At 63.2% G+C, this 25,235-nt stretch carries 27 protein-coding genes; 7 read left to right on the top strand and 20 right to left on the bottom strand.

Going from position 1 to position 25,235, the window contains the following annotated elements:
• Nucleotide 1: 1 nt before the first annotated feature.
• The gene (pheS, locus tag ACNAOU_RS08185; RefSeq protein ID WP_039240644.1) at nucleotides 2–1,063 is read right to left on the bottom strand and encodes a phenylalanine--tRNA ligase subunit alpha; all 1,062 of its coding nucleotides are present in this window, start codon (nucleotides 1,061–1,063) and stop codon (nucleotides 2–4) included.
• A 197-nt stretch (nucleotides 1,064–1,260) separates the two neighbouring features.
• Entirely contained in the window at nucleotides 1,261–2,196 is a 936-nt protein-coding gene (locus ACNAOU_RS08180; RefSeq protein ID WP_231949177.1) for an LppM family (lipo)protein, read from the bottom strand.
• 97 nt (nucleotides 2,197–2,293) lie between these two features.
• Here ACNAOU_RS08180 and ACNAOU_RS08175 point away from each other — a divergent pair, with 97 nt between their 5' ends.
• Both ACNAOU_RS08175 and ACNAOU_RS08170 read left to right on the top strand, forming a co-directional pair.
• The gene (locus tag ACNAOU_RS08175) at nucleotides 2,294–2,740 is read left to right on the top strand and encodes a hypothetical protein (protein WP_018779102.1); all 447 of its coding nucleotides are present in this window, start codon (nucleotides 2,294–2,296) and stop codon (nucleotides 2,738–2,740) included.
• Between the two features lie 2 nt (nucleotides 2,741–2,742).
• Nucleotides 2,743–3,372: an SIMPL domain-containing protein gene (locus ACNAOU_RS08170; protein WP_189075785.1), complete on the top strand. Its 630-nt coding sequence runs from the start codon at nucleotides 2,743–2,745 to the stop codon at nucleotides 3,370–3,372.
• A gap of 47 nt (nucleotides 3,373–3,419) precedes the next feature.
• On the opposite strand, the gene pcp is transcribed toward ACNAOU_RS08170, so the two are convergent.
• Complete coding sequence (gene pcp / locus ACNAOU_RS08165) at nucleotides 3,420–4,061, bottom strand: pyroglutamyl-peptidase I (protein ID WP_422758397.1); 642 nt, start codon at nucleotides 4,059–4,061, stop codon at nucleotides 3,420–3,422.
• 90 nt (nucleotides 4,062–4,151) lie between these two features.
• Here pcp and ACNAOU_RS08160 point away from each other — a divergent pair, with 90 nt between their 5' ends.
• Nucleotides 4,152–5,246, top strand: coding sequence for an Rv2578c family radical SAM protein (locus ACNAOU_RS08160; RefSeq protein ID WP_281445037.1), 1,095 nt, complete (start codon nucleotides 4,152–4,154; stop codon nucleotides 5,244–5,246).
• Here the strand turns inward: ACNAOU_RS08160 and ACNAOU_RS08155 are convergent.
• Nucleotides 5,243–5,695 carry a (deoxy)nucleoside triphosphate pyrophosphohydrolase gene (locus tag ACNAOU_RS08155; protein ID WP_281445036.1) on the bottom strand — a complete coding sequence of 151 codons (453 nt, stop codon included), beginning with the start codon at nucleotides 5,693–5,695 and terminating at the stop codon, nucleotides 5,243–5,245. The genes ACNAOU_RS08160 and ACNAOU_RS08155 overlap by 4 nt on opposite strands.
• 195 nt (nucleotides 5,696–5,890) lie before the next feature.
• On the opposite strand from ACNAOU_RS08155, the gene ACNAOU_RS08150 reads away from it, so the two are divergent.
• Complete coding sequence (locus ACNAOU_RS08150) at nucleotides 5,891–7,099, top strand: MFS transporter (protein WP_055977897.1); 1,209 nt, start codon at nucleotides 5,891–5,893, stop codon at nucleotides 7,097–7,099.
• A gap of 107 nt (nucleotides 7,100–7,206) precedes the next feature.
• On the opposite strand, the gene ACNAOU_RS08145 is transcribed toward ACNAOU_RS08150, so the two are convergent.
• From ACNAOU_RS08145 to infC, 5 genes are all read right to left on the bottom strand, one after another.
• The gene (locus ACNAOU_RS08145; protein WP_422758396.1) at nucleotides 7,207–8,130 is read right to left on the bottom strand and encodes a cation diffusion facilitator family transporter; all 924 of its coding nucleotides are present in this window, start codon (nucleotides 8,128–8,130) and stop codon (nucleotides 7,207–7,209) included.
• Between the two features lie 100 nt (nucleotides 8,131–8,230).
• The gene (locus ACNAOU_RS08140) at nucleotides 8,231–9,142 is read right to left on the bottom strand and encodes a TrmH family RNA methyltransferase (protein ID WP_018779095.1); all 912 of its coding nucleotides are present in this window, start codon (nucleotides 9,140–9,142) and stop codon (nucleotides 8,231–8,233) included.
• Nucleotides 9,143–9,168: 26 nt separating this feature from the next.
• Nucleotides 9,169–9,834 carry a 50S ribosomal protein L20 gene (rplT, locus tag ACNAOU_RS08135; RefSeq protein ID WP_018779094.1) on the bottom strand — a complete coding sequence of 222 codons (666 nt, stop codon included), beginning with the start codon at nucleotides 9,832–9,834 and terminating at the stop codon, nucleotides 9,169–9,171.
• A 119-nt stretch (nucleotides 9,835–9,953) separates the two neighbouring features.
• On the bottom strand, nucleotides 9,954–10,148 hold the full coding sequence (gene rpmI / locus ACNAOU_RS08130; protein WP_011774324.1) for a 50S ribosomal protein L35: 195 nt from the start codon (nucleotides 10,146–10,148) through the stop codon (nucleotides 9,954–9,956).
• Nucleotides 10,149–10,265: 117 nt separating this feature from the next.
• Nucleotides 10,266–11,288: a translation initiation factor IF-3 gene (gene infC, locus ACNAOU_RS08125; RefSeq protein ID WP_018779093.1), complete on the bottom strand. Its 1,023-nt coding sequence runs from the start codon at nucleotides 11,286–11,288 to the stop codon at nucleotides 10,266–10,268.
• 423 nt (nucleotides 11,289–11,711) lie between these two features.
• Between infC and ACNAOU_RS08120 the strand changes: the two genes are divergently transcribed.
• Nucleotides 11,712–12,107 carry a DUF1844 domain-containing protein gene (locus tag ACNAOU_RS08120; protein ID WP_026267346.1) on the top strand — a complete coding sequence of 132 codons (396 nt, stop codon included), beginning with the start codon at nucleotides 11,712–11,714 and terminating at the stop codon, nucleotides 12,105–12,107.
• Nucleotides 12,108–12,186: 79 nt separating this feature from the next.
• On the opposite strand, the gene ACNAOU_RS08115 is transcribed toward ACNAOU_RS08120, so the two are convergent.
• The 8 genes from ACNAOU_RS08115 to ACNAOU_RS08080 form a co-directional block, all read right to left on the bottom strand.
• Complete coding sequence (locus ACNAOU_RS08115; RefSeq protein WP_039240625.1) at nucleotides 12,187–13,491, bottom strand: MFS transporter; 1,305 nt, start codon at nucleotides 13,489–13,491, stop codon at nucleotides 12,187–12,189.
• A 49-nt stretch (nucleotides 13,492–13,540) separates the two neighbouring features.
• A complete protein-coding gene (locus ACNAOU_RS08110; protein WP_039240623.1) occupies nucleotides 13,541–14,452 on the bottom strand; it encodes an SseB family protein in 912 nt (303 codons plus the stop codon).
• Nucleotides 14,452–15,195: a bifunctional 1-(5-phosphoribosyl)-5-((5-phosphoribosylamino)methylideneamino)imidazole-4-carboxamide isomerase/phosphoribosylanthranilate isomerase PriA gene (priA, locus tag ACNAOU_RS08105; protein WP_039240621.1), complete on the bottom strand. Its 744-nt coding sequence runs from the start codon at nucleotides 15,193–15,195 to the stop codon at nucleotides 14,452–14,454. The genes ACNAOU_RS08110 and priA overlap by 1 nt, the downstream gene beginning before the upstream one ends.
• Nucleotides 15,196–15,239: 44 nt before the next feature.
• On the bottom strand, nucleotides 15,240–15,389 hold the full coding sequence (locus tag ACNAOU_RS08100) for a hypothetical protein (RefSeq protein WP_422758709.1): 150 nt from the start codon (nucleotides 15,387–15,389) through the stop codon (nucleotides 15,240–15,242).
• Between the two features lie 9 nt (nucleotides 15,390–15,398).
• Nucleotides 15,399–16,142, bottom strand: a complete 744-nt coding sequence (gene hisH / locus ACNAOU_RS08095; protein WP_422758395.1) for an imidazole glycerol phosphate synthase subunit HisH — start codon at nucleotides 16,140–16,142, stop codon at nucleotides 15,399–15,401.
• Nucleotides 16,139–16,765, bottom strand: coding sequence for an imidazoleglycerol-phosphate dehydratase HisB (gene hisB, locus ACNAOU_RS08090; RefSeq protein WP_018779086.1), 627 nt, complete (start codon nucleotides 16,763–16,765; stop codon nucleotides 16,139–16,141). Before hisB ends, hisH begins: the two co-directional genes overlap by 4 nt.
• A gap of 45 nt (nucleotides 16,766–16,810) precedes the next feature.
• Nucleotides 16,811–17,929, bottom strand: a complete 1,119-nt coding sequence (locus ACNAOU_RS08085; protein ID WP_055977906.1) for a histidinol-phosphate transaminase — start codon at nucleotides 17,927–17,929, stop codon at nucleotides 16,811–16,813.
• 79 nt (nucleotides 17,930–18,008) lie between these two features.
• Nucleotides 18,009–18,368, bottom strand: a complete 360-nt coding sequence (locus ACNAOU_RS08080; protein WP_039240619.1) for a LysM peptidoglycan-binding domain-containing protein — start codon at nucleotides 18,366–18,368, stop codon at nucleotides 18,009–18,011.
• A 347-nt stretch (nucleotides 18,369–18,715) separates the two neighbouring features.
• On the opposite strand from ACNAOU_RS08080, the gene lexA reads away from it, so the two are divergent.
• Entirely contained in the window at nucleotides 18,716–19,459 is a 744-nt protein-coding gene (gene lexA / locus ACNAOU_RS08075) for a transcriptional repressor LexA (protein WP_018779083.1), read from the top strand.
• 39 nt (nucleotides 19,460–19,498) lie between these two features.
• On the opposite strand, the gene ACNAOU_RS08070 is transcribed toward lexA, so the two are convergent.
• Nucleotides 19,499–21,559, bottom strand: coding sequence for an ATP-dependent DNA helicase (locus ACNAOU_RS08070; protein ID WP_189075789.1), 2,061 nt, complete (start codon nucleotides 21,557–21,559; stop codon nucleotides 19,499–19,501).
• Nucleotides 21,552–23,114 carry a GTPase HflX gene (hflX, locus tag ACNAOU_RS08065; RefSeq protein WP_018779081.1) on the bottom strand — a complete coding sequence of 521 codons (1,563 nt, stop codon included), beginning with the start codon at nucleotides 23,112–23,114 and terminating at the stop codon, nucleotides 21,552–21,554. Before hflX ends, ACNAOU_RS08070 begins: the two co-directional genes overlap by 8 nt.
• Before the next feature lie 526 nt (nucleotides 23,115–23,640).
• Between hflX and ACNAOU_RS08060 the strand changes: the two genes are divergently transcribed.
• Entirely contained in the window at nucleotides 23,641–24,255 is a 615-nt protein-coding gene (locus ACNAOU_RS08060; protein ID WP_306879092.1) for a class I SAM-dependent methyltransferase, read from the top strand.
• On the opposite strand, the gene dapF is transcribed toward ACNAOU_RS08060, so the two are convergent.
• Complete coding sequence (gene dapF, locus ACNAOU_RS08055) at nucleotides 24,236–25,204, bottom strand: diaminopimelate epimerase (RefSeq protein WP_018779079.1); 969 nt, start codon at nucleotides 25,202–25,204, stop codon at nucleotides 24,236–24,238. The two genes, ACNAOU_RS08060 and dapF, sit on opposite strands and share 20 nt — an antisense overlap.
• Nucleotides 25,205–25,235 lie beyond the last annotated feature (31 nt).

The following is a 25,235-nucleotide window of genomic DNA, read 5'->3' as shown; positions in this document are numbered from 1 at the left end:
GTTAGATCTCCATCCCGAAGTGCTCGCTGAAACGTACATCGCCTTCGATCATGTCGCGCATGTCGCCGACCTCGTTGCGGAACATGAGCGTGCGCTCAATGCCCATACCGAAAGCAAAACCTGAATAGATGTCCGGATCGATCCCGGCTGCCCGCAGGACATTGGCGTTGACCATGCCGCAGCCGCCCCACTCGATCCAGCGTGGGCCGCCCTTGGCGCCCGGGTGCCAGATGTCGAGTTCTGCCGACGGCTCGGTGAACGGGAAGTAGTTTGGGCGCAGACGGATGGAGGCTTCGTCGCCGAACATCTGGCGTGCGAAATGCTCCAGCGTGCCGCGCAGGTCAGCCATGCTGAGGTTCTTGTCGATTGCGAGACCCTCGAACTGGTGGAACACCGGTGTGTGCGTCGCGTCGAGCTCGTCGGTCCGGAACACTTTGCCCGGGCACAGGACATAGATAGGCACTTCGCGCTCCAGCATGGAACGAACCTGTACCGGTGAAGTGTGCGTACGCATGAGCAGGTGCGCCTCGGGAGGCTCCACGAAGAACGTGTCCTGCATTTCGCGTGCCGGGTGGTCCGGCTTGAAGTTCAGGGCATCGAAGTTGAACCACTCGGACTCCACCTCGGGTCCTTCGGCGATCTCCCAACCCATGCCAACGAAGATGTCCGACACCCTGTCCTGCAAGGTGGACAGCGGGTGGCGGGCACCGGCGCGGCGACGACGCGGGGCCGCTGTAACATCGACCGTTTCCTCGATCAGGATGCGGGCATCATTCTCAGCTTCCAGAACCTGGGTCCTTGCCGCGAGCGCTTGATTGACCCGGCCACGCGAGGAGCCCATGAGCTTGCCCGCAGCCGCCTTGTGTTCCTTGGCCAAGCCACCGATTTCGCGGTTGGCAAGACTCAGGGGCGACTTCTCGCCGGTGTGGGCGAGGCGGACAGCCTTGAGTTCATCAAGGGAAGACGCGGCCGCAATAGCGGCGATGGCGTCCTCGACGGCGGCGTTGATGGCGGCTTCATCCAGCGGATTCGGGATGGCGGCGCCTGGCAAAGTGTCAGTCATCTACTGTTCTTAGCTACGAGTTGGGAGCGGCCGGCAATGCAGGCCTGCAAAACAAAGGGGTAGTGCTCGCCGCGTACGGCGGGCACTACCCCTCAGTCTAGTTGAAGCGCACATGCGGGATTTAACCCGCCCGCGCGCATCCCGCTATGTGAAACAGCCGCCGCTTTTCATCACGACGGCGGTACGCAGCCGGGCGCTTAGGCGCCCGAAGCCGGTGGTGCGGCCGGCGGCGGAGGTACCTGGCCGTCGTCGTGACCATTCCCGTGCTGCGGCGTGGACTGCGCGCCGGGCGTGTAGCCCTGACCGGCCCAGTCCTGCTGTGGCGGCTGGGCCGGTTGGCCAGGCTGCGGCGCAGGGTACCCGGGCTGTCCCGATGGTGACTGCGGTGCGGGGTAACCGGGCTGCCCCGGGCCGTTCACGTCCTGGCCGTACACTGGGGCGCCTGCGAGCGCCGGCGACTGCCGGGCTGACTTCCTGCGCAACAGCACGAACAGCAGCACCAGCGCCGCAGCAACCACCAGCAGGGCCACGAGGGTCCAGATGATCCACCCCGGGATGCCGGCATTGGCCTCGGCCTTTACCTGAACAGCCGTCTCCTTGATGGACAGCATGTCGAATGTTGCCGTGTTGCCATCAACGACTGCACCGTTGGCTTCAACGATCTTCCCGGGGAAGGTGAACTTGACGGACGCTTCGTCGAACATCGACTTTGCCATGGCGGATGCCTGGGGATCGCTGCTGTCAGCTCCCGTAACACTTCCCATGGACATGACGTAGAAGTCTCCATCCTTTTTCAGATCAAAAGGGTTCTCGGAGCTGGACGATTCGGCCAGCTTGGCCGGGTCAAGGTTCACCGCCGTGATCCGTTTGCCCTTGTACTTGTCGTCTTCGTAGTCCACCACGGTGGCACCCTCAGGAATGTCCATCTCCTGGCTGCCGCCGCCGTTGGACTTCATGAAGTCGTCGAAGGACTTGTCCCCCAGAACCGACTTTTGGATCGCGTATACAACCTCGTAGTCGACGCTTTTCTCGTTATTGACCTTGACTGACATGTTGAGCTTGACGCATCCGGTCAAGGCCACCATGACGGCAATCAGCACACCGAGCACGCCTATGGCGCGTTTTACGTTCATGTTTCTTTCCCCATTCATCCCCTGCACGAGTGAGTGCTCGAACAGCGTATCCCTGCCGTCCGTGCCCTGCCACACGCCGCGGGTCTAGCATGGCTTCATGACTCCCGCGCAACGCCTCCGGCAGATCGCCAACGTCCTGAACCTGTCCACTCCGCTCGGACTGGCGGTGGCCGTCACGTCACGGTCGAAGTTGTCGCGCGGGCCGCGCGGCCTGCTGATTGCGTCCGGTTACCAGTGGAGGCTCCCCCTTGCCGGGGCCTTTACCGTCGGCAACGTGGTTGTGTACCGGGCTCCGTACGGTGTTGCCGGAACCAACCCTGTGCTGCTGGGCCACGAGGAACGGCACAGCACGCAATATGCGTATTGCCTCGGGCTTCCGTTCCTGGTCCTTTACGGGGCTGCGGCCTGCTGGTCGATGGTCCGGACCGGTAATCCGGGACTGGGTAACTGGTTCGAGCGCCAGGCCGGGCTGGAAGCAGGCGGCTACATCGAACCCACCAACCGCCGGCAGGACCATCCTGCCCATGATCGAATCGAGGCTTAGCCATGGAGCGAACCATCACCGTGACGGGTACAGGGAGCGCAACGGCTGCTCCGGACCTGGTGACGCTGACTTTGGGCGTGGAGACGCGACGGGAAACCGCGGCGAAAGCATACGACGACGCCGGCACGTCAGCGGCCGCCGTCGCGGCAAGCTTGCGAGCAGCGGGTATCGGGGACGGGGACCTGCGGACGAGCGGGCTGAACCTGCGGGCCGATGTGATGTGGGTTGAAGGTCAAGGCCAGAAGGTGTCGGCTTACGTAGCGTCCACGACACTGCACGTCGGTATCCGGTCGTATGGGGACGCACCGGCAGCAATTGCTGCAGCCGTCGCGGCCGGCGGCGATGACATCCGCATCAACGGCCTGGAGCAAGGACTGGCCGACCCCTCCCGCGCCACGGCACAAGCCCAGGAAGCCGCCTGGCAGGATGCCTTGGCCCGGGCCGAACAGTACGCGGCGCTGGCCTCCGCCCGGCTGGGATCCGTGGTGTCCATCTCCCAGCAACCGGTACACAGCGGCCCGGTTCCCATGGGTGGAATGGTCCGGGCGTCCTACGTCGCAGAGACCCTGCCGGTTGAGGCCGGTGAATCTGTCATCTCCGCCAGCGTCACGGTGGAATGGGAACTTATCTAGTGGATGGCCCTCGCTAGTGGATGGCCCTCGCTAGTGGATTGCCCTCGCTAGTGGATTGCCCCGGCGGGCAGTTTGGTATCCACCGGGGTGTTGAGCGCAGTGCGGACGACTACGGCGAGCCCCTCGGCCGTCAGCTCCAGCGGCATTGATGGAGCTGCCCCTTCCGGCGTGACCTGTTCCGGAAGATAGGGAACGTGAACGAAACCGCCCCGAACGCCCGGCCGGGACGCCAGTGCATTCATCAAGCCGTAAAACACGTGGTTGCACACGTAGGTACCGGCTGTCTGGGAGATTTCACCTTTGATCCCCGCGATCTGCAGGTTCCTGAGCGCGGCCTTGATCGGCAGGCTGGAGAAGTATGCTGCAGGTCCTCCGGGGATCACTTCTTCATCAATGGGGCGCTGGCCCGTGTTGTCCGGGATCCGGGCATCATCGCAGTTGATGGCGACGCGTTCCAGCGATACCCGGTCCCGGCCACCGGCCAAGCCCACGCAGACCACCACCTCCGGAGTGAGACGCGAAATGGCCTGGTGGAGGACCTCCAGTGACTCTCCGAAAACGCAGGGCAACTCGATGGCCTCCACGGCGAACCCCTCTGCCTGGAGGCTCTCCCTGGCGAGCTGGACGGCAAGCCAGGAGGGATTGACCGTATCCCGGCCGAACGGTTCGAAACCTGTGAGCAGAATCATGGGCCTACCTTAGCAACGAGGTGCCCGGCCTTGGGATACGAATATTCGGAGGCCTTGACATTGGTTCGAACATATATTCGAATGGAGTTCATGAGATGGGACGCACAAGCACTTTCACCGACGCGTGAACCGGCACCGGATGCGGATGGCAGCATCGTTCCACGCCCTGCCCCGGCGATGGATGCCTTGCTGCCCTTGGCCGGGCTTGTGCGTTCCGTCTCTACACCCGAATTCTCCGGGGTCACCTTTCATGAGGTCACCGCAAAGTCAGTGCTCAACAAGGTGCCCACCGGTTCGAACATGCCGTTCGAATGGACGGTCAACCCCTACCGCGGCTGCAGCCATGCCTGTGTCTATTGCTTCGCACGCAAAAGCCACACGTATCTGGAATTCGATGCGGGCCGGGACTTCGACTCCCAGGTTGTCGTCAAGATCAATGCTGCCGAGGTGCTCCGCAAAGAACTCGCCAAGCCGTCCTGGGGACACCATCAGGTTGCCCTGGGCACCAACACGGACCCGTATCAGAGGGCGGAGGGCCGCTACGCCCTGATGCCCGGGATCATCCGGGCCCTTGCGGATTCGGGCACGCCGTTCTCCATCTTGACCAAAGGCACACTCTTGGCGCGGGACATCCCCTTGCTCAAGCATGCTGCCACCCAGGTTCCCGTGGATCTGGGCATTTCCCTGGCCATGACCAACGAGGACCTCGCCGCACTCATCGAGCCCGGCACTCCCTCCCCCAGGGCCCGCTTGAAACTTATTGCCCGGCTCCGCGACGCCGGCTTGGGATGCGGTGTCATGGCGATGCCCATCCTGCCGTGGCTCACGGATTCCGACGAAGCCTTGGACTCCCTGTTCGCCGGACTGGCCCAGGCCGGCGCCACAGGAGTATCGGCAGGAGCCCTCTACCTCAAACCCGGCACACGCGAGTGGTACATGGACTGGCTTGCCGCCCAGCACCCCGGATTAGTGGGCAAGTACCGGCGCCTCTACGGCAACGGCTGGTACGCCTCCAAGGAATACCGCACATGGTTGACCGGCCGAATCACTCACTTCAAGGCGAAATACGGCTTCACGGGAAGCTCCGGATTCAGCCACCGGAACGCCCGGCATTCATCTGCCGCCACTGACGCCCAACCGGCGGGCGTTGCTGTCCCTCTTCCGGGGCAACAACCTCTGTTCTAGACCGGCCGGACGCCTTCGGCGGGCATCGAGACCCGTTGCAGGAGCGCACGGACAATCGGAAGATCCGCAGGTATCCACGCCAGGCCGAGCGCTTCCTCAGGGTCGGCAAGCGAAACCCACTGAAGCTGGTCATGGTCTTCAAGTGGTAGCGGGTCCCCAGCGGTCACCTCGGCAAACCACACTCGCATGGACGCCCGTTCATTGAGGGTCCACCCGTCCGGCTTGCCCGATTCCAGCTCCCGGCCGAGCTTGACCTGGATCCCCAACTCTTCAGTGAGTTCGCGGTGGAGGGCCGCTTCCGGGACTTCACCGGATTCAACCTTGCCACCCGGGAACTCCCACATGCCGGCAAATTGAGGCGGGGCGGTGCGACGGGCAACCAGCAAACGGCCGGGGGCCTCCAAAGAGTCGACGACGGCGGCACCCACGACGTTTATCAATGCAGTCACCGCAACAGTCTAGGGCCCGACCGTACAAGAGGCCGCACGGTTCAGAGGCCGCACGATTCAGGGGCCGGCAGGTCCACGGACCGCGCACATGGGCGTAGTCACATAAGTAAAGCCCTACCCCGGCGGCGAACTAGACTTGTTATCGGATTTTCTTCCATTCTTCCCAGCTCGTAAGACGCCCCCAGAAGCAGGTCTATGTCTATCACCACGTCCCAGCCCGTCGTCGCCAAAAAATCCCGACGCCACCTTGGCCTGGCCATCGTGGCTCTGGCCATGGGCGGATTTGCCATCGGAACCACCGAGTTCGCCATGATGGGCCTGCTGAAGGAAGTCGAAGAGGGACTCGGCATCAGCACCCCCGAAGCGGGAAACCTCATCTCGGCGTATGCCCTGGGTGTCGTGATCGGCGCACCCGTCTTTGCCGCCTTGGGGGCCAAACTACCCAGGAAGAACCTGGCCCTGGGCCTCATGCTGTTCCTGGCACTGGCGAATCTCACGTCTTTCATCGCCCCCGATTACGGCTTGATGCTGTTGTCGCGGTTTGCCTCCGGGCTCCCCCACGGGGCCTTCTTCGGGGTGGCGGCTGTCATCGCAGCCGGCCTCGTTGCACCAACCAAACGCGGCTGGGCCATTTCAATGGTGATGGCCGGACTCACGGTCTCCAATGTCATTGGTGTTCCGCTGGCCACCTGGGTGGGACAAACCTTCGGGTGGCGGCTCCTGTTTGTCATCGTGGGCGCCATCGGTCTGCTTACTGTTGCCATGGTGTGGAAGTTCGTCCCCTTCGAAGCCGCGCATCCGGATGCCAGCATCCGTCGGGAACTTGGGGCGCTCAAAAGGCTCCAAGTATGGCTGGCGTTGCTCATCGGGATCATCGGCTTCGGAGGATTCTTCGCCGTTTACACCTACATCGCCCACACGATGACATCTGTGGCCGGCATCCCGGAGAACCTCATTCCGGCCGTTGTTGCCCTCTATGGGCTCGGCATGGTGGTTGGCAACATCATCGGTGGGCGGCTGGCGGACAAGTCCGTCATGGGCACCATTTATTGGGTCATGCCGGGGATTGCCGCCGCCTTGGTGGTCTACGCCATTGCCGCCCATTGGGCGTGGTCCGCGTTCGTGATGGCGTTCGTCGTCGGCGGCATCGGTTCCATGCTGACTCCTGCTTTGCAGACCAGGCTTCTCGACGCAGCACCGGGGGCGGCCTCGCTGGCATCCTCGCTGAACCACTCAGCCCTGAACATTGCCAACGCCTTGGGCGCTTTCCTCGGCGGCACAGTCATCGCGTGGGGTTGGGGCTACGTAGCCCCGGCCCTGGTGGGAGCAGTCCTGGCCATCCTCGGACTGGTCGTAGCCGTCATCAGCGGTGCACTTGAACGCAGGAAAGCGCTGGCTGCCTGACCCCAAGGGAAGAATGGCTGGTGGGAAACGATCTGTCCCAAAAAAGAATGGCTCCGCAAATGCGGAGCCATTCTTTTTAGTCGCCCCTACTGGACTGACGGTCGGGACTAAGCCTGGGCCTGGACCCGTTCGATGTCGGGTTCAAGGTAAATGACCCGGGCGATGGGAACCGCCGCACGGATCCGCTGCTCGGCGTCGTCAATTCCCTGGGCGATCTGCTCGCCCGTCTCGGACGATCCCATGGAAATCTTGGCGGCGACCAGCAGTTCTTCGGGTCCGAGGTGCATGGTCTTGAGGTGGATGATGCGGGTCCCGTCAGCCTGCAGGGCGTCGGCAATACGCTGGACGTCCTCCTTGGTGGCAGACTCGCCCAGCAGCAGGGACTTGGTTTCCATCGCCAGGACCACGGCAATTGCGACCAGGAGCAGGCCGATCATCGCGGTTCCGAGGGCATCCCAGACGCCATTACCGGTGACCAGCGTCATGCTGACACCAAAGAGCGCGAAGACCAGGCCAAGCAGGGCACCGAAGTCTTCCAAGAGAATGACCGGCAACTCGGGCTGCTTGGCATTGCGGACAAACTTGACCCAGCTCTGCTTGCCGCGGATGTGGTTCGATTCGATGATCGCCGTGCGGAAGGAGAAGCTTTCGGCAATGATCGCTCCTACCAGCACCGCCAAGGGAACCCACCAGAAGCCGCCTTCGATGCCGTGCGGGTGCTGGAACTTCTCCCAGGCCTCGTAAAGGGCAAACAGGCCACCGACGCTGAACAGGACAATGGACACGATGAAGGCGTAGATGTAGCGTTCGCGGCCATAGCCGAACGGATGTTCCGGACTGGCGGCGCGTTTGGACCGCTTCCCGCCCACCAGCAGCAGGATCTGGTTGCCGGAGTCGGCAACTGAGTGGATTGCCTCGGCGAGCATGGACGATGACGCTGTCAGGAAAAATGCAATGAACTTCAGAACAGCAATCGTTAGATTTGCGGCGAGAGCCGCAACAATCGCTTTGGTACCGCCACCAGCAGCCACGAAAGCTTCACCTCTTCGGGTTTGGGAAAGAATGGAAAGGGCCAAGAAGAGTCGTCATCGTCTGATCTTGCAAGCAATACCGTACCCGGCGGCGCGTTGTTTACGCATTCCCCACTCGGGCGCCCTGCTGCGAACGTGCGCTGGCGTAAAGACACACAGTGGCGGCGGTACCCAGGTTCAGGCTCTCGGCCGCCCCGTACACTGGCACGGCAACACGGTGATCGGCCAGTGCAAGTTCGTCCTCCGACAAGCCTTGGGCTTCGTTGCCGAAGAGCCACGCTGTAGGCGACTCCAGGGCATAGTCCGAGGCCACGGAACCGTTGCCGAGCCTCCGTGCAGCGTTCTCATCCTGGAGCTTGTCCAGATTGAGGGTTCCATAGCCATCAGCGGCCAGGATGCCTATTCCCCGCTCCCGGCACCGCGCAACCAGTTCCTCGACGTCCGCCCCCAGGACCACCGGGAGGTGGAACAGGGAGCCTGCGGTGGACCGCACCGCTTTAGGGTTATAGATGTCTACGCTGGAGCCGGTGAGAACCACGGCGTCTGCTCCAGCGGCATCGGCGGCGCGGAGCACGGTTCCGGCGTTGCCGGGGTCACGCACCTGGCACATGACAGCAAGAAGCTGCGGACCGGCGTCGAGCACCGAGTCCAGGCTGACGTCCACGAAACTGCAGACCGCTACGATCCCTTGCGGGTTAACGGTGTCAGCCATGGCGGCAAGTACTTCATCGCTCGCCAGCCGCAGCAGCGTCCCCCGCGCCAGGTCGGCAAGCTCGGGGAGGCGATCAAGGCACGCTTCGCTGGCGAAAACTTCATGTACGACGGCGGATCCGCCCGCCGTTGTCCGGTCGCGGTGCAGGGTCAATGCCTCGCGCACCGCCTGCGGCCCCTCAGCAAGGAACCGCCCGCGCTTTAAACGCGCCGGGCGCCCGGCAAGCTTGGCGACATCCCTCACCCGATCTGCTCGGGGGTTGGTCATCGGAAAGTCTTGCGGGCGCCCGGTTTCGTTCATATAAAGAACTTTAGTGGCAGTTGCGACTAGTTCTTGATCTGCTGGCGGGCTTCGCCGCCGGCCGGCTCGAAACCGGCTGCCTTCGCAGCTTCAACGGTGGAGAACCAGTATTCAGCAGCGGTGGTGTTGTACCAGGTGGAACCCGGAACGTGGTACTTCTTGGATTCGGCGTTGCCCTTGATGGCGTAGCCTTCCGGAGCCTCGTCACCGTCGGCGGCAACTGCGCCATCGATGGCCGGCTTCTCGGAAACGACAGCCTTTACGGCAGGAGCCGTAGCGACAGCCGGAGCAACCTTGGCCTTCGGAGCAGCCTTGGCAGCCGGAGCAGAGGTGTCAGCCGGCAGGGCAGCCTTGGCAACGTTCACCAGAGCGGCGAAAGCGTTGGCGTCGGAAACAGCCAGCTCGGCGAGCATGCGGCGGTCAACCTCGACCTCAGCGGCCTTGAGGCCCTGGATCAGACGGTTGTAGGTGAGGCCGTTGGCGCGGGATGCAGCGTTGATGCGCTGGATCCAGAGGCGACGGAAGTCGCCCTTCTTCTTACGGCGGTCACCGTAGCTGTACACAAACGAGTGCAGCAGCTGCTCTTTGGCCTTACGGTACAGGCGCGAACGCTGACCGCGGTAACCCTTGGCGCGTTCGAGGACAACCCTGCGCTTCTTGTGGGCGTTTACCGCCCGCTTCACACGTGCCACGTGCGTACTCCTTCAGAAATCTTTATCCCAAGCTGCTACTGCCGGAAACCCGGCCGGCCTGAGAAGGCTTTTGGTGTAGTCGGTCCCTGCCGGATGGCAGTAACCAAAGAACTTGGAACTTAGACGCCGAGCATCTTCTTGATGACCTTGGCATCGCCCTTGAAGACGAGCTTGTCGCCGGCGAGGCGACGGGTCAGCCTGGAGGACTTGTGCTCCAGGTAGTGACGGCGGTTGGCCTGCTGACGCTTCAGCTTGCCGGTACCGGTCAGCTTGAAGCGCTTCTTAGCACCGCTGTGGGTCTTCATCTTCGGCATGGGAACCGATCTCCTTACGTATCCACGGACAAGTCCGCGATTCTATCGCGCAGCCGGCCACCAGGGCCGACGTGCTGGTTGCTTGCCGGTGGAGGCCAGGGCCTCCGCGGCGTTGAACTAATTGGTCTTACGTGTTGCTGGCTTCGGCGTGGCTTTGGGGGCCGCGGGCCGGGCAGCCGGCTTGGGAGCTGCCGGCTTGGCGACAGGCTTCGGGGCCGAAGGAACCGCTGGCTTGGGCGCCGCAGCCGGAACAACAGGCTTCGGAGCTGCCTCCACCGGAGCTGCTTTGGGAGCCGGAGCCGCCTTAGGTGCCGGAGCCGCCTTGGGAGCCGGAGCCGCCTTAGGTGCCGGAGCCGCCTTGGGAGCCGGAGCTTCCTCAGCAACGGGTGCTTCCTCTGCTGCTTCAGGTGCCTCTTCGGCAACCGGAGCTTCAGCTGCAGCTTCCTCGACAACCGGTGCTTCTTCAGCTGCGGGCGCCTCGGTTGCTGCGGGAGCTTCCTGCGTGCTTTCCTCTTCGGAAACCTTGAAGCCTTCGGGCAGAAGATCGGCGAGGCTCTGCGTCAGCGGCGCCTGCTCCCCCGTGGTGTCAACGCGTCCTGCGGCCTTGGCCTCATTCTGGGCCTTGGCTTCTGCACGCTGGCTGGCACGACGGGCTTCAGCCTTCGCTTCGGCCTTGTTCTTCAGCGGTCCGATCACCATGACCATATTGCGGCCATCGATGCGGGGGCTGGACTCGATGACGCCAACCTCGGCTACATCCTCCGCGAAACGCTGAAGCAAGCGGATGCCCATTTCAGGCCGCTGCTGCTCACGACCACGGAACTGGATCATGGCCTTGACCTTGTCACCGGCTCCGAGGAAGCGCAGAGCGTGCCCGCGCTTGGTTTCGTAGTCGTGCTTGTCGATCTTGAGGCGGAAGCGGATTTCCTTCAGAACCGTATTGGTTTGGTTCTTGCGGGCTTCGCGGGCCTTGACGGCGGCTTCGTACTTGTACTTGCCGAAGTCCATCAACTTGCAAACAGGAGGCTTAGCCTGCGGCGCAACTTCAACGAGATCGAGATCGGATTCGGCAGCAAGACGCAGTGCGTCCTCGATGCGGACAATTCCTACCTGTTCGCCGGCAGGGCCGACCAGCCGCACCTCGGGGACGCGGATACGCTCATTGATTCTTGGCTCGCTAATGTTAAAGCTCCTGTGGTTGTGGTGGTGTCACCGGCAAATAGAGAAGGCCCCCAATTGCTGGCGCAATCGAAGGCCTCGAAGATCGGATCCACTTCCCCTATGGAAAGCGCGCACTTCCGGGATCAACCCTGAAATGTCCGACCAGGTACCCGGCAACCTCTTGTCCCATCAAGGGGATCCTGTCCCCGAAGGGAAACGGCTGACGCGGGTGGGAGAGAACTCCGCTTGCAAACTGAAAGTCAATTCTACAGAAACAACCCGCCAAGCGCACATTGCGAACGGCGGGACGTTGACTGCGATGGTTCACTGTCGATGCCCACAGTACTGTAGATGTCCACGGTGAATAACGACTTCCAGTCGGTCTGTGACAAGCTTACCAGTATGAGCACTGAAGACAGCAATTCCCGCAATTCCTTCGGCGGAGACGCCCCCGCCGCCGACGCCGGAGTCTCCCAGCAGATCCGTGACATCGCAGAGGTCCCGGCAGTGGAAGTCATCACCACCGGCGCCGTGCACCTCATGAGTGCGGCAGCGGTCAAGGTTGGGCTTGCCGACGACCCCAACGCCGAGGATCTCAAAGACCTGGACGAAGCCCGCAAGCTGATCACCGCACTCGCCGGCTTGGTCTCCGCAGCCGCCCCCGAAATCGGCTCCCAGCACGCAGGCCCGTTGCGCGACGGCCTGCGCTCCCTGCAACTCGCGTTCCGCGAGGCATCCATCATTCCGGATGCCCCCGGCAAGGGCCCGGGCGAAAAGTTCACCGGACCGGTGAACTGACGCCAACTGCCTGAATAATCATCGACGGCGGGCCGACCATCAGTGGTCGACCCGCCGTCGTCGTCTGGTGCCGGTTGACTCAGACCCGGGCAGCCCGCCGACGGATGGACATGAGCACCAGGCCAGTGGCGCACAGCACGACGCCGGCGATACCAACAGCAGCGAAGCCGCCCGACGGACCCACGGTGTCGATGAAGACCCCTGCCAGGGGCGCCCCCAGAGCAACACCGGCGGTCAGCGCAGAGCCGTACCAGCCCATTGCTTCGCCCCGGCGATCCTCCTCCACAAGGTCCGCAACTTTCTCGGAGGAAGCAGACAGCACCGGTGCGCACAACAAGCCCGGCAGGAGTGAGAGGAACGCCAGGGTCCAGGTGTCCTGGGCAAATCCCATCGGAATGGTCAGTGCGGCCATGCCCAGCAGAAGGAGCATGGGTGAGATGGACCGCTTCATCGAACCGTAGATGAGACCGCCGACTACCGACGCGGCGCACCAGAAGAAGAAGACAATACCGATCTCGTTTTGGTGGCCGCCACGTTCCAGCAGCCCCACGATGCTGACATCCGAGCCGCTGAGCACCATGCCCGAACCAGCGGCTACTGCGAACAGCGCAGCAACAGAAACGGTGAACCAGGTGAAATTCCTGGCCACTCGGCTCCGGAGCCCGGCCGTGCGCGAGGTTGCAGACGCCATTTCCGAGGCCGCTTCCTGGACATGCGCAGGAGCCGAAGCCACCATGGCCGCCTCCGCTGCCGCAAGATCGGCCGACTCCCGATCGGCGGATTCCTCCGGCGTGCAGGCTGCTTCGCTTCTGGTGGGCGGGTTGAACCACATCAGGAAAAGTCCAGCCACAGATACCGAGATACCAACGGCGGTCAGGCCAAGAGCCGAGTAGCCGCTGGTCGCCACCACAGCTCCGACGGCCGGACCGATCATGAAAACAAGCTCGGTGGCTATGGAATCCAAGGCAAAGGCCGAACGCCGCTGCTCACCGTCCACCATGACGCCCAACGATTGGCGGACGACACTGAAGATCGGAAGGGTGAACAGGCCTCCGATGAACACCAGAGGTAGCAGCCATTGGTACGACACGTGCGGGACGATCGACCAGATGACGGTTTCGGAGACAACTGACGGGATCAGCGCTTTACGCAGCCCCACCATGTCAACCCTGCGGCCACGCCACGGTGCGCCCAGAGCAATGCCGATGGTCATGACCGCCGCAGCAGCACCCGCAGCGGCATATCCCTGGCCAAGCGTCAGGACAATGTGCAAGGTAAGGAGCACTCCCGCGGCCGAATGCGGGATACGCGCAACCATCCCGACAACCAGCAGCCGCCGGACAGGGCGTATGGACAGCATCTCTTTGTAGAGAGCGAAGTTCACTGGCTCAATCCTCATTTCCCCGGGCAGTCCCGGGGAACCGGACCTGCCATTAGTGCGGCGCGCGCTCCTGTGCTGCACGCTGCAGTTTTACTTCCATGGAATCAACACCCTCGGCAAAGGAATCCATCCGTGCCCACGCATCGTTCAGTTGCGCGACAAGCGCCTGCACGGCCCCGGCGTCCAAACCGTCCTCGAGGAAAAGCACCACACGCAGTTCCGGGCCCGGACCCCCTCCGAGGACCTGGCGGCCGTCCGCCGTGAGGGACGCAACGCCACCGCCGGGGTGCGTCTCAAGGCGGCGGACCGCAGTGAAGGCTGAAATCGTCGAAACGAGAGCAGTCTCCAGTTGATCATCAAGGTATGACGGCGTCCAGTCCTTCTGCTGCGCGAGCGCCCACATGGCGGGTCGCCGCACGACGAAGGCGAACTGGGAGCCAGGGTCCAAAACCAGGAGTTGGGCACCTTCCGACACCGCCGAGAGTGCTGCGCGTGCTGCGTAAACAGCGACCGGCCGCGCCTGGGGGTGCCACGCTTCCAAGGCTGCCGCCGAGGTGAACACCGGCATTGCCGTGCGGCCGTCGGGGGCCTTCAGTGTGACCAATGCCATATCGGCCTGCTTGTCTGCATGCAGGCCGTCGACGCCTTCGGCTTCCTCGGCCAATTGGGCAACCACCGGGACAAAGACACGTGCCGTGGCCAGGGAGGCCACGACCTCCGCCTCGCCACCGGTTCCGTCGATCAGCGCCGCAATAGCCGCAAGGTAACCGGCGTCTGCGGTTCCATCATCGTCTTCGAAGTTGTGGATTTTGGCGTCGTCGCCAGTGAGACTTCTACCTGCCCAGGGTTGGCCCGCCGAGTCCGTGGCTCCCCCGGCGCCTGCCAAGGCCGCCGCGATGTGACCGGGCAGGTCGCGCTTCTCCCGCTGGTTAAGCTCCGGCTCGTGGGCTGAGTGGCGGCCCATCAGCGGCGGCCGGCCACGTCCAAGGCCTCGGGCAGGGTGAAGGCACCGGCATACAGAGCCTTGCCCACAATCGCACCCTCGACACCCAGCGGCACGAGTTCACGCAGCACGCGAAGATCTTCCAAGCTGGAGATACCGCCGGAAGCCACTACGGGCTTGCCGGTCTTCTCCACCATCTGACGCAGCAGATCCACGTTGGGGCCCTGCAGCGTTCCGTCCTTGGTAACGTCGGTGACTACGTAGCGGGCGCACCCGGCGTCCTCGAGGCGGGCCAGAACCTCCCAAAGGTCCCCGCCTTCCTTGGTCCATCCGCGTCCGGCCAGCGTAGTACCGCGGACATCAAGCCCGACGGCGATCTTGTCACCGAAGCGTTCGATCGCCCGGCGCGTCCACTCCGGGTTTTCCAGCGCTGCTGTCCCAAGGTTTACCCGGGCAACGCCCAAACCGAGGGCCCGTTCGAGTGATTCGTCGTCCCGCAGGCCGCCCGAAAGCTCCACCTTGACGTCGAGCTGAGACACGACCTCGCTGATGAGAGCGGCGTTGTCGCCACGGCCAAAGGCGGCGTCGAGGTCAACCATATGGACCCATTCCGCACCGTCGTTCTGCCAGTTCAAGGCTGCCTCCAAGGGCGTCCCATAGCTGGTTTCAGATCCCGCCTCTCCTTGCAGGAGGCGCACCGCCTGGCCATCGACGATATCGACGGCCGGCAGGAGTTCCAGTACGGACTGGGAGGAGGTGGTCATGAGTGTCCTTGGAGTTGAGGGAGCGCCGGCTTGGGACCAGCGGTTCAGTTACCGGGAAGTGTCAGGAGGTACGCAGCCAGCAGGGACATCCCGGCCAACACGAAGAAAGAAATGGAGACCCAGCGGGGCTTCTTTTGCTGGTGGAAGGAAATCCCACCGCCCACCAGGAGGCCGGCCAGGCCCATGAGGATCACAGACCACATCTAGGCAGCACCGTTTCCGGAAGCTTCCGGTGCGGGCTTCCGAAGGCCATCCACCCAGTTACGCAGGAGGCGGGCCCCGGCGTCGCCCGACTTCTCGGGGTGGAACTGGGTGGCGCACAGCGGGCCGTTTTCCACGGCAGCGATGAAACGTGCGCCGTGCTCGGACCACGTGACCATGGGGGGCGCCATGCGGGGCTGCACGACGTCGAAGTTCCACTCCTGCACACCGTAGGAGTGAACGAAGTAGAAACGCTCCTGCTCCACACCGGCGAACAGCTTGGAACCCTCAGGTACGTCCACTGTGTTCCATCCCATGTGCGGTACCACCGGAGCAGGAAGGAGTTCGACTTTGCCGGGCCATTCGGCCATGCCTTCGGACTCGGTACCGTGCTCGACGCCGGCCTCGAAAAGAACCTGCAGGCCCACGCAGATAGCCAGCACCGGACGTCCACCGGCAACCCGGCGCCCAATCATGCGGATGGCGTCTACGGATTTGAGTTCCTTCATCACGGTCTCATAGGCGCCAACACCGGGGACAACCAGGCCGTCGGCGTTGAGGACGTCCTCAGGCTTGGCGCTGAGCACCACGTGGGCACCCGCCCGCTCGAGCGCGCGGACGGCGGACCGGACGTTGCCGGATCCGTAGTCCAGAACCGTAACGGTCGGCTTGCCCTCCGGCGACTCAGGCCTAACGGATGCCGTGGCGTCAGCCACTGCGCCGTTCTTCAGGACCTGGCTACTCACAGTGCCCCCTTGGTGGAGGGAATGCCCTCGACACGCGGATCGGACTCTACGGCGGCACGCAGTGCGCGCGCGAAAGCCTTGAACTGGGCCTCCACAATGTGGTGCGGATCCCGGCCAGCAAGAACGTTCATGTGCAGGCAAATTCCGGCGTGCAACGTGATTGCCTCGAAAACGTGGCGGGTCAACGAGCCGGTGAAGTGGCCACCGATCAGGTGGTACTCCTGTCCCGCAGGTTCACCACCGTGCACAAGGTACGGACGTCCGGAAACATCAACGACTGCATGGGCGAGGGCTTCGTCCAGAGGCACCGTGGCTTCGCCAAAACGACGAATACCAGCTTTGTCGCCCAAGGCCGTCCGGAGCACCTCACCGAACGTGATGGCGACGTCTTCCACCGTGTGGTGGGCATCGATGTGCGTGTCACCTGTGGCTTTGACCGTCATGTCAATCAGGGAGTGCTTGCACAGTGCGGTCAGCATGTGGTCGTAGAACGGTACCGAGGTGCTGATGTCCGAAATTCCGGAACCGTCCAGGTTGATCTCCACCAATACGGAAGATTCGCTGGTGGTGCGCTCCATGCGCGCAGTGCGGGCAGCGGACGGCGTGGCGCCGGTTTCGCTCATTGGGACGTCCTTATGCAGGGAGGGAGGTTGGGTCTATTGACAAGTTTAGGCGCGCTGTGACGCTGCGCGTTCCAGGAGTGCTTCCAGGGCATCAAGGAATGCGGTGGTTTCCGGTTCGGTCCCGGCGGTAACCCGCAAGTGACCCGGAATGCCGACATCACGTATGAGCACGCCTGCGTCGAGCAGCCCTTGCCAGATCTCGTGCGGGTTCTCGAGTCCACCGAAGAAGACGTAGTTCGAGTCCGACGCCGCGGGCTTGAGTCCCATGCGGAGAAGTTCGGTGACGATCCGATCGCGCTGGACCTTGATGTCCTCAACGTCGGCCATCAGGGCCTCGCGGTGAGTCAATGCTGCGAGGGCGGTGGCCTGCGTGATGGCAGACAAGTGGTACGGCAGGCGGACCAACCTGATGGCGTCCGTAACTTCAGGGGCCGCCGCCATGTAGCCGAGCCGGGCACCTGCCAGGGCAAATGCCTTGCTCATGGTGCGCGAAACGATCAGGCGCTCACGGCCGGGCAGGAGCGTCAACGCGCTCGGCGTGTTGTCGTGGGCGAACTCGTGGTAGGCCTCGTCCACGATCACGATGGCCTGGCTTGCTTCACCGGCTTCATACACGGCCTCCACCACATCCAGGCCCAGGCCCGTCCCTGTGGGGTTGTTCGGTGAGCACAGGAAAACAATGTTGGCTCCGGTTTCGCGCACCTGCGCAGCCGCCGACCGGGCATTCAGCCCGTAGTCATCGGCGCGGACTCCCCGGATGTATTCGGTATCCGTTCCGCTGGCCAGCAACGGGTACATGGAATACGTGGGCGGGAAGCCAAGGGCCTTGCGTCCCGGGCCGCCAAACGCCTGCAGGATCTGTTGCAGGACCTCGTTGGACCCGTTGGCGGCCCAGATGTTGTCTGCTGAAAGGCCGTGGCCAAGATACTCGGCGAGGGCCTCACGAAGATCGGTGAACTCGCGGTCAGGATAGCGGTTCAGTCCTGTGGCGGCTGCTGCCACGGCCTCAGTAATCGCCGCCTGAACATCGGCGGGGACGCCATGGGTGTTTTCGTTAACGTTGAGCAAAACGGGGACATCAAGCTGCGGTGCGCCGTAGGGGCTCAGTCCACGCAGGTTGGTCCGGAGGGGTAGTCGGTCAAGTCGCTCAAGCTGCTCACTCACTGGAACAGTTTAAGGGGCTGGCGGGACTGCGGAGTAACTATGACGTCGCGGCGCGTGATCCGGCTACCGGCTAACAGCCTTAGTGGGCCGGGACGAACAGCTGCTGCCCCGGAAGGATGCGCCCGCCGCGGAGGTCGTTCAACTGGATGATTTCAGCAATGACATCACGCGGGTCCCGCTCCGGAGCCGCCGCGCCGGCAATGCCCCACAGGGACTGACCCGGCTGGACTGTCACAGAGACTGCAACCGGCGGCTGCAGCTCGGCCTGGGAATCGGAAGCCTTGGCAGGGGAAGTGATGAACCCGGCAAGGCTGAGCAGAACAGCCGCCAGCAGCATGGCCGGGATGAAGAAGAACACCACTCGGCCACGGCGGGTCAGCCGCAGGCGGGCGGGGGCCTGCGTGGTGCGGAAATCAGCGAACGAAGTTATTGCGGACATGAGCTGAGCCCTTCTGAGCTATTGCCTTGCTCCGGAGCTTCCGGAGCAAGGCTGCCAATTCTTTGTGTGCTCCTCCCGACTGCGGCCGGTATTCGAACAGTTCGTTCGAATATCCAGTTTCAGCGCGAGGTTTATAGAACACATGTTCGAACCTTGCTATGACATTTTTAGCACTTATCAACGAACGGTGTCGAGACTCGCTAGAACAAATGTTTGATAAACGCCTGTGCCTGCCCTACGTTTGAGTGAAGGAACAGCACTGTTTCAGTGGAACAGGAGGGTCTGACATTTTTTCAGTCCCTGCATCCCCGGTTCGTTTCGGGGCGGAACGAAAGGCATTGGCGAACATGGCAGCGAAAGCCACAGGCGGCGGGGTACCCCTGCGGAGCCAACAGCCTCCCAAGACTCCCAAGAGCCTGACCGTGCGCCAGAAAAAGATCCTGGAAACCATCCAGCGGTCAGTCAACGACAACGGCTATCCGCCCAGCATGCGCGAAATCGGGGACACCGTTGGACTGGCCAGCCTTTCCAGCGTTACCCACCAGTTGTCCCAGCTGGAAAAACTCGGCTACCTTCGCCGGGACCCCAAGCGTCCCCGCGCAATGGAAGTGCTGATGCCCTTGACCCTGGACGGCGGCCCCATCCCGGGCGTTGAGGCACCGGCAACGCTTCGGAGCACCGGCGGCCTGGCTGTGACAGAACTCACCAGTGCAAGCGACACCGCCATGGTTCCGCTGGTTGGCCGCATCGCGGCAGGCGGACCCATCCTGGCCGACCAGACAGTTGAGGACGTGCTCCCCCTGCCCAGGCAACTGGTGGGACACGGTGAGCTCTTCATGTTGAAAGTCGCTGGCGACTCCATGATTGATGCCGCGATCTGCGACGGCGACTGGGTCGTTGTCCGCCGCCAGAACGACGCCATCAACGGCGACATCGTGGCCGCTTTGCTGGACGACGAAGCCACTGTAAAGACGTTCCGACAGCGCGATGGCCATACCTGGCTGCTGCCCCAAAACACCCAGTACGAACCCATTCTCGGCGACCAGGCAACCATCATGGGCAAGGTCGTTTCGGTACTGAGGTCCCTCTAGCTTTTTCCGACCCGTAAGGGGCCCGGAGCTGACTGTCCTCTACGCCTTCCTGGCGGATCCCAAGCGCTCCAGGACACCACGAACCACGGTGCGGTCAGTGGTCGGCCAGAACGGCGGCAGGGCGGCCCGCAGGAACCCGCCGTAACGTTCTGTCGACAGGCGTGAATCAAGGACTGCCACTACGCCCTTGTCACCGGTGGACCGGATCAGGCGCCCTGCACCCTGCGCGAGCCGGATGGCTGCGTGGGTGGCGGAAACAGCCATGAACCCGTTCCCCCCGGACTGTGCCACGGCACGGGAACGGGCGGTCATCAGGGGATCGTCAGGACGCGGGAAGGGAATCCGGTCAATAACCACCAGGCGGCATGAGCCGCCGGGTACGTCCACCCCTTGCCACAGCGACATGGTTCCGAAGAGGCAAGTATCCGGCTCGTCGGCAAATTGCTTCACCAACGCAGCCATGGTCGATTCGCCTTGACAGAGGATATCCACGTCCAGGCGCAGCCGCATGGCGTCCGCAGCTTCCTCGGCGGCCCGCCGTGAGGAGAAAAGACACAGTGCTCCCCCGCCGGATGCCCGGATGAGGTCTTCCAATTCGTCCAAGGCCTCCGGTGACGTGCCCCGACCGGGTTTCGGAAGGTGCTTCGCTACGTACAGCACCCCCTGTTTGGGGTAATCAAAAGGAGATCCGACGTCGATTCCTGTCCAGCTGGGCGCGCCGTCGCCAATCAGGCCGAGGCCTCCGGCCGCGGGTTCAAAAGCCGAGCCGATGGCCAGCGTGGCCGAGGTCAGCACCACCGTGTGTCCGGCGAACAATCCCTCGCGCAACCTGCCTGCCACGCTCAGCGGCGCGATGTTGATGAGCGCAGGCGCGGTCTCGTCAGGTTGGGAGTATCCCTGCTGGGGATCAAAAGTGCTGTTACGGGAGAACCACACTACTTCGCGGTTCTCCTTGGCAGCGAGCATCCGTTCGCACAGCTCAAGGATGAGCATCAGGCGCGAACGTGCCAGCTGCCGTCCGCCGTCCGCGGCACTGGAGGAATCAGTCTTCGAATCGGACAGGGCCGCCCGTGTGGCGTCGCGCAGCTGGTCCAGGCAATCGAGCTGTTCGTCGTTGAGTCCGCTGGGAAGGAGCCCGTTGGGTACTCCCGCAATAGCCATGTCCAGCCTATCCGCGGCCGCATTCAGGGCGTCAACGGTGATGGCTGTGTGCTTGCGGGCGCTTGATGCCGCGGCGTGCACCATGGCTACAGAGAGTTGCCCTGACACTGCCCCTGTGACCCGGTCCTGAAGCTCGTGGGCCTCGTCCACCACCACGACGTCGTACTCGGGCAGCACCGCGAGGCCTTCGAACGCGCTGACGGCCAACATGGCGTGGTTGGTGACCACGACGTCGGCTTCGGCTGCCCGGGCGCGTGCCAGCTCGCTGAAGCACTCCTCGGCAACCGGACATTTCTGGGCCCCAAGGCACTCCATGGACGTCACGGAGACCTGCCGCCAGGCACGGTCCGTGACCCCTGGCATGAGCTCGTCCCGGTCGCCGGTGGCCGTCGTTTCGGCCCACTCCCGGAGCCGGACAACCTCCTTGCCCAGCTGGGACGACGGGCCACCGACCGACGCCGCGAAGTGCGGCACGCTCGTGTCCTCGCCGAGGGAGAAAAGTTGTCCTTCGGAGGGCTCCTCACTCGGGAAGCCGCCCTCGAGCTTTTGCAGGCAGACGTAGTTTGCCCTGCCCTTCACGAGCGCGACATTGACCGGACGGTCCAGGGCAGGATTGATGGTCTCCAGCAAACGCGGAAGATCCCTGCCTACGATCTGGGTCTGCAAAGCCAAGGTGGCGGTGGACACGAGCGTCGGTTTATCGCTGTCCATGGAATGGGCGATCAACGGTATTAGGTACGCCAATGACTTACCCGTACCGGTTCCCGCCTGGACCAGCAGATGTTCCCCCGTCTCAATGGCCCGGGTTACGTGCTTGGCCATTTCGTGCTGGCCGGCACGGCTTTGGCCGCCCATTCCGGCGACAGCCCGGTCCAACAATTCCAGGGTGGTCTTCTCTCCCACCGACTCGACGGCGTCCGCCGCCACCTTCTCAACCATTACTGACGAATGACTCCAGCTCAGCTGCCAGACCTTCACGGACCATCGCCACCACGCGCGTCCCGCTTTCCTCGTGTTCCAGGCTGAGGATCTCGGAATCGGAATTGTGCAGCTTGTTGATCATGTCGCCGCGGTCGTACGGGATGAGCACTTCAAGCCGCACCCCCGGACGCGGTATGGACCGGCTGATGTCCTCCAGCAGTTCGGCGATTCCCTGTCCTGTGCGGGTGGAAACCACTGCGTGCCGGGGTTCCTTCTGCTTGAGACGCTCAACCACGAAAGGATCGGCCACATCAACCTTGTTCAGGACGATGATCTCGGGAACCTTGCGGGCGTCGACCTCGGTGAAGACAGTGCGCACTGCTGCGATCTGACCTTCGGGGTCCGGGTGGGATGCATCCACGACATGGAGGATGAGGTCCGCATCGGCCACTTCCTCGAGCGTTGAGCGGAAGGCCTCAACGAGCTGGGTCGGCAGTGAGCGCACGAATCCCACGGTGTCGGCCAGTGTGTAGCCGATGCCGTCAGGAGTCTGCGCTTTGCGGACCGTGGGATCCAGAGTGGCGAACAGTGCGTTCTCCACAAGGACACCTGCGTCGGTGAGGCGGTTCAACAACGACGACTTACCGGCGTTGGTGTACCCGGCAATCGCGACGGACGGAACAGCATTACGACGTCGGTTGGCACGTTTGGTCTCACGGGCCGGCTTCATCGCGGCGATTTCCCGGCGCAGTTTGGCCATGCGTGTGCGGATTCGGCGGCGGTCCAGTTCGATCTTGGTTTCACCGGGACCGCGCGAGCCCATGCCTGCCCCGGCCCCGCCCACCTGGCCGCCGGCCTGCCGGGACATGGAGTCACCCCAACCACGCAGGCGTGGAAGCAGGTATTCCAGCTGCGCGAGCTCCACCTGGGCCTTGCCTTCGCGGCTCTTGGCGTGCTGGGCGAAGATATCCAGGATCAGCGTGGTCCGGTCAACGACCTTGACCTTCACGATGTCCTCAAGACCGCGTCGCTGTGACGGTGCCAGTTCAGTGTCCACCACGACAGTGTCCGCGCCTGTGGCAGCGACAATGTCCTTGAGTTCCTGTGCCTTGCCGGATCCAAGGAACGTTCCCGGGTCCGGCTTGGAGCGGCGTTGGACCAGGCCATCAAGTACTTCAGAACCTGCGGTCTCGGCAAGGGCCGCCAGTTCGCGCAGCGAGTTCTCGGCGTCGGCCAGGGTACCTTCTGTCCACAGACCAGCCAGCACAACGCGTTCGAGGCGCAGCTGCCGGTATTCGACCTCTGTGACGTCTTCGAGTTCAGTCGACAACCCCGCGGTGCGGCGCAAGGCGCGACGCTCGGCCAGGTCTTCCTGGTCGCCGTCGTAGATACTGTGCTCTTGGTCCAGGGTCGAGATGGCCTGCGCCTTGCCGAACACACCACTGGTGTCGTTGTCTTCGGATGCCTGTGCGGGGGCATCCTTGGAAAGAATCCGGTCGATGACGGCCTGGATTTGTTCAGGACTCATGTCCTGGGCGTCGGAATCGGATCCGGAGTGCTTCTGGGTGGTCATGGTCTCCTTAGACTGTTCGGCAATTCCAGAATAGTGCTGTTTGTCGCTCGATGGGGCGCTCTTCGCGCTGGGCTGACGGGCTTGGGCCAAAGTGGCCTCCTGTGTGCTGAACGCCACTGGCCTGTCGGGGACGTGGCGTCGGTGATCTGACGGGTGGATCCGCAGGGAGGTCCTGGCCTGCTTGAAGTCGTTATGCTGCCCACCAGGGTTCGCACGATGGCCCGGTTCCGGGAATACCGTCATGTGAAGGCATGGGTGGGGCTTTGATCTTCTGAGCGTCCGGCGCCACGAGGAATTGGCGCCGACATGTGCCGTGGGACCTGCCGGGCGGAAAGGCCATGGGCCGGGCATGGTGCCAAGCCGGACCTGCGTCGCGGGCGGTGCCGGGGAACGCCTGGAAAGCAGGCGTGGTTCGGCCGATTACTCAAAGATCAAGAACATGACCTCAACACTATCAGCCGTGTCAAACGAACCTGGGACCATGGCGGTTTCCCAAGGCGCCAATAGCCAACTAATCTGGCAAATTATGGAGTCTGCACACTATTTCACCGCCCAGCCGGCTGGGCCGTTCACCCGTAAGCCACTCACAGTTGAACTCGCTGGAGCTACGCGCCACCTGCAGACGTCATCCGGCATCTTCAGCCCCGACGGCGTGGACAAGGGAACGGCAATACTCCTGTCAGACGTTCCACCGCCCGCTCCCCAAGGCAATCTGCTGGACATCGGCTGCGGCTGGGGTCCGATAGCCCTCACCCTTGCTTTGATGGCCCCGCACGCCCGCGTGTACGCCGTCGACGTCAACGAACGCTGCGTGACCCTGACCAACGAGAACGCAGCGGCCCTGGGCCTGGACAACGTGACCGCCAGCCTCCCGCATGAGGTGGACCCCGCCGTCGAGTTCGACACCATCTGGTCCAATCCGCCCATCCGGATCGGCAAGGATGAACTCCACTCGTTGTTGCTGACCTGGTTGCCGCGGCTGGCGCCGGGAGGAAACGCATGGCTGGTGGTTCAGAAGAACCTGGGTTCAGACTCCTTGCAGCGGTGGCTGGCTTCTGAACTGGACGCGTCCTTCAGCGTTTCCCGCGAAAGCACGTCGAAGTCCTTCAGGATCATTCGGGTCAGGAAAGCGTCCCGCTAGCCACTATGACGGCGGGGCCGCTGAGTTCAACGTGCTCACGGCCACCGGCGCCGGGGAAGAACTTCACACCGACGACGCCGCCGGGAACCTTGACGTGCCAGTCGTTGGGCGCCGTGCTGCCGGCCCAGTGACGGATTGCAACCGCTGCTGCGCAGGCTCCCGTACCGCAGGACTGGGTCTCCCCCACTCCCCGCTCGTGCACGCGCATGGTGATGGTTCCCACGCCGTCTTCGACCAACGGTTCGGCCGGAACAACGAATTCAACGTTGGTGCCGTTGACCGGCTTGGGATCAACAACCGGAGCCTTGAACAGCTGGGTTGCTGAAAGCTCGCTGAGTTCGGCCAAGGCAACGACTGTGTGCGGGTTGCCCATACTGACCGAAAGGCCGGGGCGTGCCACTTCCAGGCCGTCCGCGCTGACCAGGGCATCCATGGCCTTGCTGGTTGCCTCGTCCGGGAAAATGAACTCCCAAGGGCCCATGTCCACCGCGTAGCCGTTCACGGTACGGACTACTTTCTTGACTCCGCCACGCGTGCCGATGGTGAGGGTTTCGCCGGGACCAAGGTCCACCAATCCCTGCTCATTGAGGAAGTGAACGAAGACGCGCACGCCGTTGCCGCACATTTCGGACAGCGAACCGTCGCCGTTGCGGTAGTCCATGAACCACTCCGCAGCAGGGTCCACTTCCAGGAGTGCCCGCCCTTCCGGGAGGAACCGCGAGGGAACTGCACGGATAAGTCCGTCGCCACCGATGCCCGTGTGGCGATCGCACAAGTGTGCCACCTGTTCAGGAGTGATCTCGTGGGCGTCGCCGGGATCGGCGATCAGGACGAAATCGTTGCCTGTCCCGTGCCCTTTTGAGAACGCCAATCCGGCAAGGCTCGATGTGGGTTCGGCAGCCCCGGCAGCCGAGGGCTGGCGGGTGGGAACTGAGGCGGTTTCATCCATGGAACCAAGGCTACCTTCCACGTGTGTTCGG

This window comes from Paenarthrobacter sp. C1 (assembly GCF_049315185.1).
Classification (GTDB): domain Bacteria; phylum Actinomycetota; class Actinomycetes; order Actinomycetales; family Micrococcaceae; genus Arthrobacter; species Arthrobacter nicotinovorans.
Note: the sequence above shows the minus strand (reverse complement) of the source record. Positions and strands in the feature narration are given on the sequence as shown.